General features: G+C 56.9%; 13 protein-coding genes and 1 tRNA gene. 3 read left to right on the top strand and 11 right to left on the bottom strand.

The annotated features are described in order from the left end of the window. Window positions 1-409: 409 nt before the first annotated feature. The 4 genes from ACT3RW_RS03895 to ACT3RW_RS03880 all read right to left on the bottom strand — a co-directional run bounded on the left by ACT3RW_RS03895 (window position 410) and on the right by ACT3RW_RS03880 (window position 3584). Window positions 410-991, bottom strand: a complete 582-nt coding sequence (locus tag ACT3RW_RS03895; RefSeq protein WP_444612870.1) for a shikimate kinase — start codon at window positions 989-991, stop codon at window positions 410-412. A 152-nt stretch (window positions 992-1143) separates the two neighbouring features. Beyond that, entirely contained in the window at window positions 1144-1734 is a 591-nt protein-coding gene (locus ACT3RW_RS03890) for an NADPH-dependent FMN reductase (RefSeq protein WP_096179050.1), read from the bottom strand. A 33-nt stretch (window positions 1735-1767) separates the two neighbouring features. Further along, window positions 1768-2361, bottom strand: coding sequence for a DsbA family protein (locus tag ACT3RW_RS03885; RefSeq protein ID WP_443439222.1), 594 nt, complete (start codon window positions 2359-2361; stop codon window positions 1768-1770). Then, on the bottom strand, window positions 2358-3584 hold the full coding sequence (locus ACT3RW_RS03880) for an MFS transporter (RefSeq protein ID WP_443439221.1): 1227 nt from the start codon (window positions 3582-3584) through the stop codon (window positions 2358-2360). The genes ACT3RW_RS03885 and ACT3RW_RS03880 overlap by 4 nt, the downstream gene beginning before the upstream one ends. A 58-nt stretch (window positions 3585-3642) precedes the next feature. Between ACT3RW_RS03880 and ACT3RW_RS03875 the strand changes: the two genes are divergently transcribed. After that, window positions 3643-4011 carry a MerR family transcriptional regulator gene (locus ACT3RW_RS03875; protein ID WP_096179046.1) on the top strand — a complete coding sequence of 123 codons (369 nt, stop codon included), beginning with the start codon at window positions 3643-3645 and terminating at the stop codon, window positions 4009-4011. A gap of 244 nt (window positions 4012-4255) precedes the next feature. Here ACT3RW_RS03875 and ACT3RW_RS03870 read toward each other — a convergent pair whose 3' ends face one another. The 3 genes from ACT3RW_RS03870 to ACT3RW_RS03860 all read right to left on the bottom strand — a co-directional run bounded on the left by ACT3RW_RS03870 (window position 4256) and on the right by ACT3RW_RS03860 (window position 6967). After that, complete coding sequence (locus ACT3RW_RS03870) at window positions 4256-5236, bottom strand: ribose-phosphate diphosphokinase (protein WP_131090147.1); 981 nt, start codon at window positions 5234-5236, stop codon at window positions 4256-4258. Between the two features lie 72 nt (window positions 5237-5308). Next, window positions 5309-6760 (bottom strand): bifunctional UDP-N-acetylglucosamine diphosphorylase/glucosamine-1-phosphate N-acetyltransferase GlmU, encoded by a 1452-nt coding sequence (gene glmU, locus ACT3RW_RS03865; protein WP_444612869.1) that lies wholly within the window; start codon window positions 6758-6760, stop codon window positions 5309-5311. A gap of 132 nt (window positions 6761-6892) precedes the next feature. Beyond that, window positions 6893-6967: transfer RNA gene (locus tag ACT3RW_RS03860), tRNA-Gln, on the bottom strand. A gap of 163 nt (window positions 6968-7130) precedes the next feature. Here ACT3RW_RS03860 and ACT3RW_RS03855 point away from each other — a divergent pair. Together ACT3RW_RS03855 and ACT3RW_RS03850 are read left to right on the top strand one after the other, a co-directional pair. Further along, window positions 7131-8924, top strand: a complete 1794-nt coding sequence (locus ACT3RW_RS03855; RefSeq protein ID WP_444614613.1) for an ABC-F family ATP-binding cassette domain-containing protein — start codon at window positions 7131-7133, stop codon at window positions 8922-8924. A gap of 119 nt (window positions 8925-9043) precedes the next feature. Beyond that, window positions 9044-9322 (top strand): putative quinol monooxygenase, encoded by a 279-nt coding sequence (locus tag ACT3RW_RS03850; RefSeq protein ID WP_131090150.1) that lies wholly within the window; start codon window positions 9044-9046, stop codon window positions 9320-9322. Between the two features lie 27 nt (window positions 9323-9349). On the opposite strand, the gene ACT3RW_RS03845 is transcribed toward ACT3RW_RS03850, so the two are convergent. The 4 genes from ACT3RW_RS03845 to ACT3RW_RS03830 form a co-directional block, all read right to left on the bottom strand. Next, window positions 9350-10720, bottom strand: a complete 1371-nt coding sequence (locus tag ACT3RW_RS03845; RefSeq protein WP_262198199.1) for an NAD(P)/FAD-dependent oxidoreductase — start codon at window positions 10718-10720, stop codon at window positions 9350-9352. A gap of 149 nt (window positions 10721-10869) precedes the next feature. Beyond that, window positions 10870-11802 (bottom strand): 4-(cytidine 5'-diphospho)-2-C-methyl-D-erythritol kinase, encoded by a 933-nt coding sequence (locus ACT3RW_RS03840; RefSeq protein WP_131090152.1) that lies wholly within the window; start codon window positions 11800-11802, stop codon window positions 10870-10872. A gap of 2 nt (window positions 11803-11804) precedes the next feature. After that, a complete protein-coding gene (gene rsmA / locus ACT3RW_RS03835; RefSeq protein WP_262198200.1) occupies window positions 11805-12689 on the bottom strand; it encodes a 16S rRNA (adenine(1518)-N(6)/adenine(1519)-N(6))-dimethyltransferase RsmA in 885 nt (294 codons plus the stop codon). 99 nt (window positions 12690-12788) lie between these two features. Next, window positions 12789-14078, bottom strand: a complete 1290-nt coding sequence (locus tag ACT3RW_RS03830) for a transglycosylase family protein (RefSeq protein ID WP_444612868.1) — start codon at window positions 14076-14078, stop codon at window positions 12789-12791. Window positions 14079-14132: the final 54 nt, after the last annotated feature.

Genomic DNA, 14132 nt, shown 5'->3' with positions numbered 1-14132 from the left:
TTTTTACACTTGGAACCATACAGCAATGGATCAAGTAAAGCTGTGGATTGCCCCTCGGGGTGGCAACGAAAACGTAGCACTATCAAGGAACCTCAAGCAGCTCTTGGCCTGTCCGGTAGAGGTCCCGTGGACGGGCAGCCGTTAGAGGTATCGAAGAGCGCCAGATGCTGGAGTGAGAGTGCATGATTCCAGTGGAGCGTTCGGGTCGCTGTGTTCGATTTCGTACTCGCACTCTCCGCAACAGTAACCGTCATTTTCAGGCATATGATCTTGCCATATATGACCGCATCGCACACACCTGCTTTCCAAAGCCCGATATTTGCTGAACGTCGTCTTCGCACCCAAGACTGCACCTCCAGGTCGTAGCTACAAAAACTGGCTTCGTTGGTATTCAAGCACTGGCCAGTACTTATGAGTTAGTGCGTTGAAGCATCGTCACGATTCTCTTGGCAGTTGTCTCGGGTGATTCGCTACCTGTAATCATAGTTTCAGTGGCCAGGCTCCGTGTTCCTTGGTCATCTAGCCATTCAGCAAGAAAATCATGTCCTGAGCTGATCCAGTCCGTTGCTTTTGAAACCAAGGACCTGTTGCGCAGCGTGCTCAGTGCTTCGGCCCGGTCTGCCGAAGGCAAGACGAGCAAGATGCAGGGCGCATCCTTCAAAGCGGTCCTAACGCGTTGGAGATGATGCTCATTTTTGTACGAGGTGTGGCCCGCGCCTAAAGCGATAACCGCATCAGGGTGGTCATCCAGTACGCGACATACAGCGTGCGCTCGAGCAGCTTCCCATTCTCGTTCGGCGGCAACGCGCCCGACTGTTGAACTTCTATGAGAGAGTTTTTCGAGGTTCCAGCCGGATTCCTCGTAGTAGGGTTCGGCGATTTCATCTATATCGACAAACGGAACGGACAAACTGGCCACAACTATTTGGCCTAGGGTAGTTTTCCCGGTGGCGGCCGGACCAATCAGAATTAATGGCGTATCGAGGCTCATGAGGCAATTTTGCCATTGGTAGGACTGATGTAAATCCTCGATTTGAACAGGAGAGGCATTAGTGTCCCGCAGAGGGTTCCTCATACGGAATCTGCCACATGACGCCTCTGATTTTTCGCCTGCCTCCCCAACGTCGGCTTCCCCCGCCTCCTTTAGGCTTCGATGAACGACGACGCATCCGCCGTTGATTCCCGGAGCCGGGCCAAGGCCCCACTCCACCCCAACAGCTGATCCAGCATCTGATTCGCGGTGCCCACATGGTGATCGCCGGGATCCAGGATCTCCATGTCCACGAAGTCGGCGAAGAGGGACAATGCGACTTGCGCCCGCACATCGGCGAGCATCAACTCTGCGGAGATGGTCCGCAGGTGCTCAACCGCCCTGGCACCACCCAACAGGCCGTAGCCGACGAAGCCAATGGCCTTGTTGTGCCACTCGCCAAACAGGTAGTCCAAAGCATCCTTCAGGACCCCCGGAATCGAGTGGTTGTATTCGGGGGTGACGATGATGAACCCATCACAGGAGGCGACCGATTCGGACCACGCGCGAGTGTGCTCGTGTCCGTACGGTTTTCCCATGGCTGCGGGAATTGTTTCGTCCAGGTGGGGGAGGTTGTAGTCAAGCAGATCCAGCAGGATGAACTCGTGGCCCTCGCGTTGGTCTGCAATGTTTTTTATCCATTCGGCGACCACGATGGATCGACGTCCCGGGCGGGTGCTACCTACGATGATTCCAATTTTCATGGGGATTTCCTTGCTGTTGAAGTGTGGTGGTTGTCAGTGGAGTAGGTCTGCCAGGTCGCCTTTGCTGTGCATGCCCGTCAGTGTTGCCCCGGATTCCCAGAGCAGGACGGGAACCGCGGAGATCTTCTTTTCGCGGACGAAGTCGAGCGATTCACGGACATGCCGCGTGCTCTCGTCTCGGGTCAGCTCGACGCCAAGTCCCTGTGCCGTGGCTTCAAGGAATATAGGGTCGGCAATGTTCTTTCCCTCGGAAAAATGCGCCCGGAAGAGTGCCCGGACCATAGATGCACCGCGCCCGGCTTGGCTTGCATCGTAGATGGCCCGATGGGCATCGAAGGTGTTGGAGTGGATACCGCTGGCATAGTCGAGGGTGATCCCATCCATGGCCGCGATGGCCCTCACACGCTCGTTCTCCTGATCCACGCCCGGACCAAACCGTTCACGGAGCACGCGCAGCAGCGGCTCACCGGTCGTTGTCGCGGAGGGGTCGAGCTGGTGCGGCAAGAAGCCGAGCGGGTAGGTGTCCAGGTCCCCGCCCTGGTCGGTGATCACGCTGGCCACGCGCTCGAATGCGATGTAGGACCAGGCGCAGGCGATATCAATGATGAGGGAGACCTTGGGCGTCATGAGTCCTTGGCCTTCTTTCGTGAGGTGGATTGCCGGATTTTGGAGGTAGAAATGGCGAAGACCGCACCTGCCGTCACCAGTGCGAGGACCGCCGCGGCGAGGAACGCCTGGGCGGTGCCGCCGCCGCGAATGATCATCTCGGCGATGAGGGGTGAAGCGAATTGCCCCAGGAACATGGCAGAGATCAACGCCCCAATCGCTTGGGCCCGATTCGCGGACGAGGTGCTGACCGAGATCCACGAATTGAGGTTGGGCATGACGAGCCCGACGCCGAGCGCCGAAATGCTCAGGCCTGCCACCACCTGGGCGATGGATTCGGAGGTGCCAACCGTTGCCATGCCGGCCGACATCAGCACCATGCTGAGCAACGCGACATTGCGGAATCCCAGCCGGGACACCCAGCGGTAGCCCAGGCTGGCGAGGGCCTGAACCAGGACCATCCAGCCGATCACCAACCCCGTAGTCGAGGCATCGACATCCATTGTCCCGAGGAGGAAGGGCAGTTGGGTCGGTACGACGTAGAAGACAATCTGGATCACGAACGCGAGGACCACAATTCCCGCAATGAGCCCCGTGGCCTTGGGGCTCGGTAGCGATTGGTGGGCGGTTTTGCTTGTTGGTAAGGAAGGCGGGTCGGTGACTTTCCAGGCGACGAGGACGGCGACCGGCAGCGATAAGAGGTAGACCGCGAAGGCCGCGTTCCAGCTGATGTCCGCCAGCGCACCGCCTAGGGACAGGAACACGGCTCCACCGAGCCCACTTGCTGCGGCCTGCAGGCCGAACATCCTGGATCGCCGCTCACCGGTGAACCATTCGGAAATCAATGCGGTGGAGGCCGTCATGGCACCTGCCACGGCGACACCGAGGATCGAGCGAGACACCATGAGTACCGCCAGGTCATCAATCCACAGTCCCGCCGATCCGGCGATCGCGTAGAGGATGACGGAGAGCTTGAGCACGAGGGCCCTGCTGAACCTGTCGTTGAGCCAGCCCAGCACCGGGGCGGAGATTGCTATCGACAGGGCGGTGATGGTGACGACGAGTTTGACCAGGAAGCCTGCATTCTCGACCCCTGAGAAGTGTTCGGCCATTTTGGGCAGCGCCGGGGAGATCGTTGCGCCCGCCATGACGGTGAGCATGCTTGCTGCAATGAGTGCCACCGACCCACCAATTAGGGGGCTCCGGGGCTCGTGGCTGGTCTCAACCTGGTTGCGTTCGGTCATGCTGCAATGCTAAGACTTGAACAAAGGTTGAAGTCAATTCGGGAGGTTTCACGGCGCAATGTCCACAAAATCAATGACGGTTTCGGACCTGGCCCACGCCAGCAAGGTCAATGCCTCGGCCGTGCGGTTTTACGACAAGCATGGCTTGATCACCGGTGAGCGAACCTCAGGGAACCAGCGCCGCTTTGGCGAAGAAGATGCCTGCCGGATCAAGGTGATTCGAGTGGCCCAACGGGTGGGGATGTCGGTGGTGGAAATTTCGGAGCTCTTGACCGGCTTGCCACAGGAGCCGTCCCCAACGGACTGGGCGGTCGTCGGCACCAGGCTTCGAGCCGCCGCACAGGAACGGATCGATGAGCTCAACCATGCACTCGACGATCTGACGGGGCCGGTGCAGTTGTGCGAGGTCAGCAGCGCGGTGTCATGACCCAGGCAGTTGGCTAACCCTTCAGGCCGTTCCAACTGGCACCCATGACCAATAGCTCCTGATGGTCCACGGGTGGAATACCGGGGAAGCGTTCACGAAAGTTCCCTGGCCACCACGATTTGACGGCAGGATGAGAAATCCTTTCCCAGTGAGCGTTCCTCTTACGGGCGCTGTCAATGATGACTTAACCGCCCCTGGCCGGCACCCGAAGGGACCGGCCAGAAGCTATGCGAAACGAGGGCTACTAAGCGCGGCCGTCAAACAGGTTCGTGACCGAACCGTCGTGGAATACTTCCGAGATCGCGCGAGCGATAGTCGGTGCAATGGACAGCACCGTCAGGTTCTCAAAACGCTTGTCTTCAGGGATTGGCAGGGTGTTGGTGACAACAACTTCGCGTGCACCACAATCAGCCAAACGCTGAGCAGCAGGATCCGAGAAGACAGCGTGGGTAGCTGCGATGATGACGTCCTTGGCGCCGGCTTCCTTCAGCACGCGCACAGCACCTGCGATGGTTCCACCGGTATCAATCATGTCGTCAATCAGGATCGCGGTGCGGCCCTCAACCTGACCCACAACGGTCTTGGACTCTGCCTGGTTAGGCACGGTCAAGTCGCGGGACTTGTGTACGAAGGCCAGAGGAACGCCGCCCAAACGGTCAGCCCACTGCTCTGCTACGCGAACACGTCCGGTGTCTGGGGAAACCACGGTGGCTTCGTTAACATCAATTTTGGTCTTGATGTAGTCCGCCAGCATTGGGAAACCAAAGAGGTGGTCAACCGGGCCATCGAAGAAGCCCTGGATCTGCGCGGTGTGCAGGTCGCAAGAGATGATACGGTCTGCGCCGGCAGTCTTGAATAGGTCGGCAACCAGACGAGCCGAGATAGGCTCGCGGCCACGGCCCTTCTTGTCCTGTCGTGCGTAAGGGTAGAACGGAGCTACCACGGTGATACGACGAGCCGAAGCGCGCTTCATCGAGTCAATCATGATCAGCTGTTCCATCAGCCAGTTGTTTGTTGGCGCTGGGTAGGACTGCAGCAGGAAGACGTCCTTACCGCGGACCGACTCGTCCGAACGAACGTAGATCTCGCCGTTGGCGAAGTCATAGGCATTCAGCGGCAGAAGTTCGGTGCCTAGTTCCTTGGCGACCTCGGCGGCTAGTTCCGGGTGTGCACGACCGCTGGCCAGCACCAGCTTTTTGTCGACGTTATGGCTGATTTCACTCATTGGGTATGCTTTCTCGCTCGCTTCGCTATCACGTATGAGGTTGTTGTCGAGGAAATAAAGTCCGTGACCGGATTACTCGGTGCCCGAGGAATTCAGAGAGGACTTGAATGCAGCGTCTGCCGAAGGGGTACCTGGGCGCTTTTCAAGCGTCCACCCCTCAGAGTTACGCTGCGGGGCCACAGACAGTGCCAAGGCACCGGCGGGGACGTTTTTGCGGACGATGGCGCCAGCTCCGGTGTATGCGCCGTCCCCAATTTCCACTGGGGCAACAAATACGGTGTTAGAGCTGGTGCGCACGTGCGAACCAATCTTGGTCCGGTGCTTCTTTTCGCCATCGTAGTTCGCGGTGATATTGCCACACCCGATATTGGTGAATTCACCGATTTCAGCATCGCCGGCGTAGCCGAGATGCGAGAGCTTGGAGCCACGACCGATCGTGACGTTCTTGGTTTCGTAGAAAGCGCCAATCTTGCCATCGACACCCAAATCGGTACCTGGGCGAAGGTAAGCGAAGGGACCAACCGAGGCGCCTGCAGCGATGCGCGAGTCGGTGGCGTCGGTGCGCTTGACGGTGGCACGCTGGCCAACCACGACGTTGGTCAATGTGGTGTCTGGGCCGACGATGGCGTTATCGCCAATAATCGTTTCGCCGTGCAGCTGAGTGCCTGGCTTCAGAGTGGTGTCCTGACCGATGATCACGTCTGCATCAATCCACGTGGTGGCTGGATCAACGATGGTTACACCCTGACGCATCCAGAATTCGGTTTTGCGCTGGTTGTAAATACGAGCCAAGTTGGAGACCTGGACGCGGTCGTTAGCGCCCTCAATCTGCCAACGGTCAGCGATCTGCGAGGAAGCAACACGGCCGCCACGACCGCGAGCGATAGCCAAAACGTCGGTCAGGTACATCTCGCCCTGCGCGTTGTCGGTAGTGACCTCGGTCAGTGCCGAACGCAGCATCTGTGCATCAAATGCGTAGATTCCGGAGTTGATTTCCTTGATCAGCAGTTCATCTGCCGAAGCATCCTTCTGCTCGCGGATTCCAGCAACTTCGCCGTTCTCGTCGCGCAGAATACGACCATATCCGTTGGGGTCTTCCAACGAGGTGGTCAGCACGGTCACCGAGTTGCGGTTGGTCTCGTGGGTAGCCACAAGATCCTGCAGTACTTCGCTGGTGAGCAATGGCACATCACCGTAAGTCACCACGACGGTGCCTTCAAGGGATGGGTCCACGGCTTCAAGGCCCTGTGCAACTGCGCGTCCGGTGCCCGGAATTTCATCCTGATCAGCGACGGTGATCGAAGGGAACTGGCTGAGGATGTGCTCAGCTACCAGGTCTCGCTGGTGGCGAACCACGGCCACAAGATTTTTTGGTTCCAATGCAGAAGCTGCGTGAAGTGCGTGCCCAATCATGGATCGACCTGCGATTTCGTGCATGATCTTCGGCTTGGCGGACTTCATCCGGGTACCAGCGCCGGCGGCGAGGACGATGACAGCTACTGGTGCATTGACCTGATCGCTCAAGTGCGTTCTCCTGCATATTAGATTCAAGGTTTCGGGCAGAGAAGAATAACCCTTAGACAAGTCTAACGTGCATAGCCAGATTGGCTGAACTGGTTAAAGAATAAAAGCGCCACATGCGTGACGCTTTTTCTTTGGTTCCGCCCCTAGGATTCGAACCTAGAATACACAGCTCCAAAGGCTGGAGTGTTGCCATTACACCAGGGCGGAAAACGGCTTATGTGGGTCATCCCCCACAAGCACGCTAATTATTCTGCCATGTTCGGCCCCGTGAGTGAAATCGCAAAACGCCATGGCTAAATACGAGTACACGAAGTGGCACCTGGCGCCGCGCTCAGACTTCGATTTGCACCCGGAACGTAAAATAGAAATCGTGGCTCATTTACTCGGGGGCGAAGCCCTACATCTCGAATATCCCACCCATACTGTCTTCGAATCGATCACCATCGGTATTTCCGATGGAGACCGTATCGGCTTGGTGGGACGCAACGGCGAAGGCAAGTCCTCGCTGCTCGGTATGCTTTCGGGCAAAATCGAACCCAATTCCGGACGTGTCACCTCACGCAACGGCCTGCGGGTTGGCGTGTTGGATCAGTCTGACACCCTAGATCCTGAGGCTACCGTGCACTTCAGTGTGGTCGGCGAGATGGATGATCACCAGTGGGCTGGCGAAGCTCGTATTCGTGACGTCATTGCCGGTCTCGTAGCCGACTTGGACTGGGAGGCAAAGGTCGGCACGCTCTCCGGCGGCCAGCGCCGCCGTGTTGCCCTAGCTGCTCTATTGGTTCAAGACTGGGACGTTGTCATCCTCGATGAGCCTACTAACCACCTTGATGTTGAAGGCATCTCCTGGTTGGCTGAGCACGTTAACAACCGCTGGTCCAAAAACTCCGGCGGCCTGATGGTTGTCACCCACGACCGTTGGTTCCTTGACGAAGTGTGCACCACCACGTGGGAAGTACACAACCAGATCGTGGAACCTTTTGAAGGTGGCTACGCCGCCTACGTACTGCAGCGCGTAGAACGCGACCGCATCGCCGCGGTCACCGAAAACAAGCGCCAGAACATGATGAAAAAGGAACTCGCTTGGCTACGTCGTGGCGCCCCAGCCCGTACGTCCAAGCCAAAGTTCCGTATCGAAGCCGCCAACCAGCTGATTGCTGATGTGCCACCGGCGCGTAACCCGCTGGAACTGCAAAAGATGGCCACCAGCCGTCTGGGCAAAGACGTCATTGATCTGTTGGATACCGAGGTTTCCTTCGGTTCCAAACAAGTCCTCAAACCCTTTACCTGGCGAATCGGTCCGGGCGAGCGCAGCGGCTTGCTTGGCGCCAACGGAGCGGGCAAGTCTACGTTGCTGGGTCTGATCGCTGGCACCGTCGAACCTACCGGTGGCAAGATCAAGCGGGGGCAAACCGTGAAGCTGGCTGTACTGGATCAGCAGTTCCGCGAGCTGGAGCAGATCGGACAGGACAAGGTCCGCGAAATCCTGGCCCGCTACCGCACGACCTTTAATGTGGACGGCAAGGACCTGACTCCGGCACAGCTGCTGGAGCGCCTTGGTTTCTCTTCGGCACACCTATCCACCAAGGTCGCTGAGCTTTCTGGTGGGCAACGTCGTCGCCTGCAGTTGCTGATGATCCTGATGGATGAGCCCAACGTAATGATCCTCGATGAGCCGACTAACGATGTTGATACCGACATGTTGGCGGCTCTAGAAGATCTCTTGGATTCTTGGCCAGGCACCCTGATCGTGGTCTCCCACGACCGTTACTTACTTGAACGAGTCACTGACCAGCAGTACGCCATTTTGGGCGGAAAATTCCGTCATGTGCCAGGTGGCGTAGATGAGTACCTAAAGCTTCGCGCCGCTGAAGGCTCTACTGGTGGTTCCAACCCATCGCAGTCTCAGAGTGACTCCTCGGCTGCCAAGCCAGCAGGTCCCTCCGGCGCCGAATTACGTGCGGCTCAAAAGGAACTGAACACGAACGAGCGCAAGGTTTCACAGCTGAACGAAAAAATCGCCAAGGTGCATACCAAAATGGCTGGTCATGACCAAAGCGACTATGCAGGTCTGGGCAAATTCACCGCGGAAATCGATGAATACCAAGCTCAAATTGATGAGCTGGAAGAGCGCTGGCTGGAACTGACTGAACTGTTTGAGTAGTCCCCGCTAGCTGCGAGCGACAACCATTCGTTGGCCCGGAATCTTTTTGAGATTCCGGGCCAACGTCGTATTCAGCCACTGCTGCCAGCGCTGCACAGCGAATATGACAGACTCTAAATATGGAAATTGTTAGCCTGACCGGGCGCCTTATCTGCCGCAATCCTTCTGAAACGGATACCGTACGTGCTTTATTGCCGAGCCATATCCAACTGACTCGGGCCGAGCAAGGTTGTATTTCATTTGAAGTGCAACCCACCGAAGACCCGCTGGTGTGGGAGGTCGCTGAGCGATTCGTCAGTCCCTCAGCTTTCCACGCGCACCAGCAGCGCATGGCTTCCAGTGCATGGGGTCAAGGGACTACAGGGATCCAGCGCGACTATCGTATTGAGGGTCTGTAACCCGACATCACATGTGCGGCCCTGCGGTTAGGGTTTGCCGGTGATCTTGTCGGCAAGCAGGGCTAGTGGCGAAGACGTTTCCCTTCCACGCAGCTCGCTTCGATCCGCTGCGCCGTAGGCAGCATAAAGTCCCTTGGTGGCCAGCCAGCGTAGGGGTTCAGGTTCCCATTTGCGTACAGCATGGTTGACCCACGGCAGTTCTGTCAGTGCCGTTTGTTCCCCAAGGATCAAATCTCGCAACGTGCGACCAGAAAGATTGGTTGTGGCTACTCCCGTGCCCACGTATCCGCCGGCCCAACCTATGCCGGTCATGGGGTCCAACCCCACCGTGGCAGCCCAGTCCCGAGGAACACCTAAAACGCCAGACCAGGCATGATCAATTTTTGCGTGATGAGTTTGTGGGAACATCCTGTGCAGAACATCCTGCAATCCATCGATGGTGCTTTGCGGGGTTTGCCCATCGGTGTCGGTGCGCGAACCATATTTGTAGGGCACTCCACGCCCACCGATAGCGATTCGATTATCGGCGGTGCGCTGGGCATACATGTAGACATGGGCAAAGTCGCCTAACACTTCTCCCTGGCTCCAATTCAACTCATCCCAAACAGAAGACGGCAGTGGCTCGGTCACAATCATCGACGAGTTCATGGGCAACCACAGCCGCTTGTGACCGGTAAGTTGCGCGGTGAATCCTTCGGTGGCACGCACAATGTATTCCGCGCTAACCGTCCCGCCTTCGATATCAACCTGACGGGGACGAATAGAGCGCACCGGAGTATCTTCGTAAATTTTCACGCCGAGACGTTCCACCGTTTGGGCCAGACCTCGGACAAGCTTTGCTGGTTGAATTCTTGCAGCATGTGGGTGCCATAGGGCTGCTCGTGTTCCGGCAACACTGATCTTGCATTGTGCTTCGGCGGCCTCTAGCAATCGAACATCTGTGTGCTCCCAGCCCTGATCAGCTTCTGCTTGAGCGCGTAGCCGATGTTCTTGGGCAGGGGTGTAAGCGACTTCAAATTCTCCACCGCGCAAGATATCAGCATCGATATTTTCCGTTTCGCAGACCTTGATGACCTCTTCAACGGAGTCATTCATGGCTAATTGGAAATCATTGATGGCCTGAACCGGATGTGTTTTCAGGTAGCGTTCACGGCCAGCGGTGATGGTATTTGTCAGCCAACCGCCGTTACGTCCTGAAGCGCCGTAGCCAAAATGTCTAGCTTCAAAGATCGCGATATTCAGTTCAGGAGCCGACTTGGCTAGGTAATAGGCCGTCCACAATCCGGTAAAACCACCGCCAACAATGGCGACGTCAAAAGTGCCGTGCCCGCGCAGGTTGGGGCGAGGCTCCTGAGCACCAATTTGTTGCCACCAATGCGAAACCTGTCCATTGAGCATGGTCTACTCCCCCGAACTCCGTAAATGAACCACTTTCATTCATCGCTTGGAAATCAGCCTATGACCAGTTTTATTGCACGACAAGAGGCATGGGTGGGAGTTAACTTTGCGGTTACACGAAGCTACAAGGATCTACAAAGTAAGGTCAGCTACTCACTGAGCGTGACATATGCTCCGGCAGCTGGGGCGGTAACCGGGATCGTGGCTACTCCTACCTCATCGCCCAACTGCGCGATGACTTCCTGAGCATGCTCGTGATCGCGCACCAGTAGAGCAAGGGTTGGCCCTGAGCCGGAAACCATCGCGCGTAGCGCACCGGCGCCTTCGGCCAGATCACGCATGGTGCCCAATTCTGGTGCTAGGGCTAGGGACGCTTGGGTCAGGTCGTTGGCCAGAACTTCGGCAAGAGCCGGTGCGTCAGAGGCCATCAACGCTTCAATGACTGCAGGATCAATTTCCTGAGGTACGTCAATTTCCATACCTGCGCGCAAACGATCTAACATGCCGTAGACCCGAGGCGTGGACAGACCGTAGCTGGCGGGGATGAGTACCCACTGAGTTTTGGCGCGGGTAAGCAATGGAGCCAACTTGTCTCCAATGCCCAAACCGATGGCTGCGCCACCCATCAAGGCAAAAGGTACGTCAGCGCCAAGCCGTGCACCTAATCGTCCTAGTTCCTCGCGGTCTAGGTGTGTCTGCCATAATTCGTTGCAGGCCACCAGGGTGGCGGCAGCGTCCGCTGATCCCCCACCCATTCCGCCTGCGATGGGTACCCGCTTGGTGATGTGGAGGTTTGCACCCAGAGTGGTTCCGGTGTGCTCACGCAGTAGCGAAGCAGCTTGGTACACGAGGTTGCCTTCACCCAAGGGGAAGTTTTCTGGGTCGTGGACTACCGGCGAATCTGGTTCCAAGCTCAGCAGAAGCTCACCATCGGTGCGTACGCTGGCTTCAATTTGCTCGGTCAGTGACACTGCTACGTACAGGCTTGCCACTTCGTGATAGCCGTCTTCGCGAGGCGGACCAACACGGAAATAGCAGTTGATCTTTCCCGGCGCAGTGGCGATGACTCGTTGCTTGGCCACGATTAACCCTCGCTGGCTGGTTCGTCGGCAGGAACCTGCTGTGCGGCTCGAGCGATATCGATGTACTTCTCGACATCCAGCTTTTCGCCGCGTTCCTTTGGATCGATACCGGCCAACACCAAAATCTTTTCGGCACGAATACCGGAGCCTGCCCAACCGGACAGAGCTGCGCGTAGTGTCTTGCGGCGCTGGGCAAAAGCGGCGTCGATGATGGCAAAAACTTCCTTGCGATCCGGCGCATCACTGCGGTCCTTGTCCCGGGTGAACGAGACTAGACCAGAGTGGATCTTCGGAGCTGGCCAGAAGACGTTCATGCCAATAACGCCAGCCTTGCGCATGGTGCCATACCAGGCACCCTTGACCGATGGGATGCCGTAAATCTTGTTGCCCGGAGTTGCGCTCATGCGGTCAGCAACTTCGTCCTGAACCATCACCAGTCCATGACGGATGCTTGGGAAGTGCTCCAGTAAGTGCAGGACTACCGGTACCGCAACGTTGTAGGGCAGGTTGGCCACCAATGCAGTGGGGTTATGCGGCAGTTCGGTGACCTTCATGGCATCACTGAGGATCACCGTCAGGTCATCTTCACGCCCTGGACGGAACTCAGCCATGGTCTGTGGCAGGCGCTTGGCTAGTGGAGGGTCAATTTCCACCGCGACAACTTTGGCTGCAGCATCCATGATGCCAAGGGTCAGCGAACCGAGCCCCGGGCCGACTTCCAGCACGGTCTCGGCTGGGTCAACGTTGGCGGCGGCAACGATGCGACGGATGGTGTTTCCATCAATCACAAAGTTCTGCCCCAAGGTCTTGGTAGGGCGGATTCCTAGCTCTTCGGCCAGACGACGGATTTCGGTGGCCCCAAGCAGCGGCAAAGATTCCTTAGACATCACAAGTCCAATTCTAGTTCAGTCAGATAGATCCAAACATAACAACGCGACGCGTCCACCGTGATGGTGAACGCGTCGCGTCGTTAGGCTTGTTAATTTTTAGCGCAGGCCCAGCTTGGACGAGCATGCTGGCCAGTGCCCCCAGCCGCCCGATGCACGAAGCTTTTCAGCTGCTGCGATCTGTTCTTGAGGCGAAGCCTGGTGTGGAAGTGGTGCGTACTTGGTACCGCCGACTGCCCTCCATGAAGAAGCAGAGAACTGCAGGCCACCGTAGTAACCGTTTCCGGAGTTGATCGCCCAGTTACCACCGGACTCACACTTGGCCAGAGCCTTCCAGGTGGAGGAAATGTTGCTGGTGTTGGTGGAAGGCTTCGGAGCGGATTCTTCCTTTTCTTCGCTGCTATTGGAAGATTTCTCTTCCTTAGCTTCGCTCTTCTTAGCTGAAGATTCTTCTTCCTCAGCCTTCGCTTCGGCTTCCTTGTCGGCCTTTTCCTTGGCTTCCTGAGCTTCCTTGGCAGAGTCCTTAGTGCCGACGCTGACTACCTCAACCACAGGTTCCTTGGAGACCTTGGACTTGAGAACTTCTTCCTCACCCTTTTTGCCGTTTCGGGTTTCCTGACGAAGGGTCAGCTCGCGCTCGCCCTTTTCGCCGGTGGTCTCTACTTCGGTTTCACCCTTTTCCAAGGAGTCGTCTTTAACTTCCTTGGTATCAAAGTCGATGTCGCGGGTTTCGTCCCAAGTCTTTACGGAGACGTCGATAACCTCAACTTCAGCGCCAGCTTCGATAGCTACGCTGTCCTTGACGTTTTTGTCCTTCTTATCGTCAACCTTGACGTTGATTTCGTCGTTGTCGTCAACCTTGATTTTCTGCTCGGCGAGCAGTTCTTTGATGGTTGACGCGGTGCTTGCGACAGTCTTCTTTTTGTCGTTAACAATCAGCTTTACGTCTTTAGGAGTGATCACTTCAAGTTCGTCGCTCACTGCGGTGAGCTGCATGTCTTCATCGAGGGAAACTTCTGAGCCCTTATCAAGGTTCAGTTGGTTAACGACGTCTGCCACGGTCATGCCAGTGGTGTGAACGACTCGCTCGGTTCCGTCGATAGTTACTTCAACGGACTTGTTGCGCTTGATATCGATCTGCTGGTTGTCCGACAGTCCGGATTCTGGCGCGGCAGAAATTTCGTCGCGTTCCGCCAAGGTGATTTCTTGCTGATTCAGCAGTTCGCTGACAGTTGCTGCACGAGTGGAGACTTCTTCTTGCTCTCCGTCAACGGAGATGACTACGGATTTTTGACCGGCAACGTAGAACACGGCACCGGCGATAACCACAGCCACGGCGAGCGCCTGAGCCAGGTATTTAACCCAGGTTTTCTTGAGCAAGTGAGTCACGGTAGTGAGATCCCCATCGTTTAATGGCTCAGGAGCTGAAGGTAATTCAGCTTT

Source organism: Glutamicibacter sp. AOP5-A2-18 (assembly GCF_052446055.1).
Classification (GTDB): domain Bacteria; phylum Actinomycetota; class Actinomycetes; order Actinomycetales; family Micrococcaceae; genus Glutamicibacter.
Note: the sequence above shows the minus strand (reverse complement) of the source record. Positions and strands in the feature narration are given on the sequence as shown.

Coding starts and splice junctions, on each gene's coding strand:
- ACT3RW_RS03895 (WP_444612870.1), bottom strand. CDS start 991: ATGAGCCTCGATACGCCATTAATTCTGATTGGTCCGGCCGCCACCGGG.
- ACT3RW_RS03870 (WP_131090147.1), bottom strand. CDS start 5,236: ATGAGTGAAATCAGCCATAACGTCGACAAAAAGCTGGTGCTGGCCAGC.
- ACT3RW_RS03845 (WP_262198199.1), bottom strand. CDS start 10,720: ATGCTCAATGGACAGGTTTCGCATTGGTGGCAACAAATTGGTGCTCAG.
- ACT3RW_RS03890 (WP_096179050.1), bottom strand. CDS start 1,734: ATGAAAATTGGAATCATCGTAGGTAGCACCCGCCCGGGACGTCGATCC.
- ACT3RW_RS03875 (WP_096179046.1), top strand. CDS start 3,643: ATGTCCACAAAATCAATGACGGTTTCGGACCTGGCCCACGCCAGCAAG.
- ACT3RW_RS03850 (WP_131090150.1), top strand. CDS start 9,044: ATGGAAATTGTTAGCCTGACCGGGCGCCTTATCTGCCGCAATCCTTCT.
- ACT3RW_RS03880 (WP_443439221.1), bottom strand. CDS start 3,584: ATGACCGAACGCAACCAGGTTGAGACCAGCCACGAGCCCCGGAGCCCC.
- rsmA (WP_262198200.1), bottom strand. CDS start 12,689: ATGTCTAAGGAATCTTTGCCGCTGCTTGGGGCCACCGAAATCCGTCGT.
- ACT3RW_RS03885 (WP_443439222.1), bottom strand. CDS start 2,361: ATGACGCCCAAGGTCTCCCTCATCATTGATATCGCCTGCGCCTGGTCC.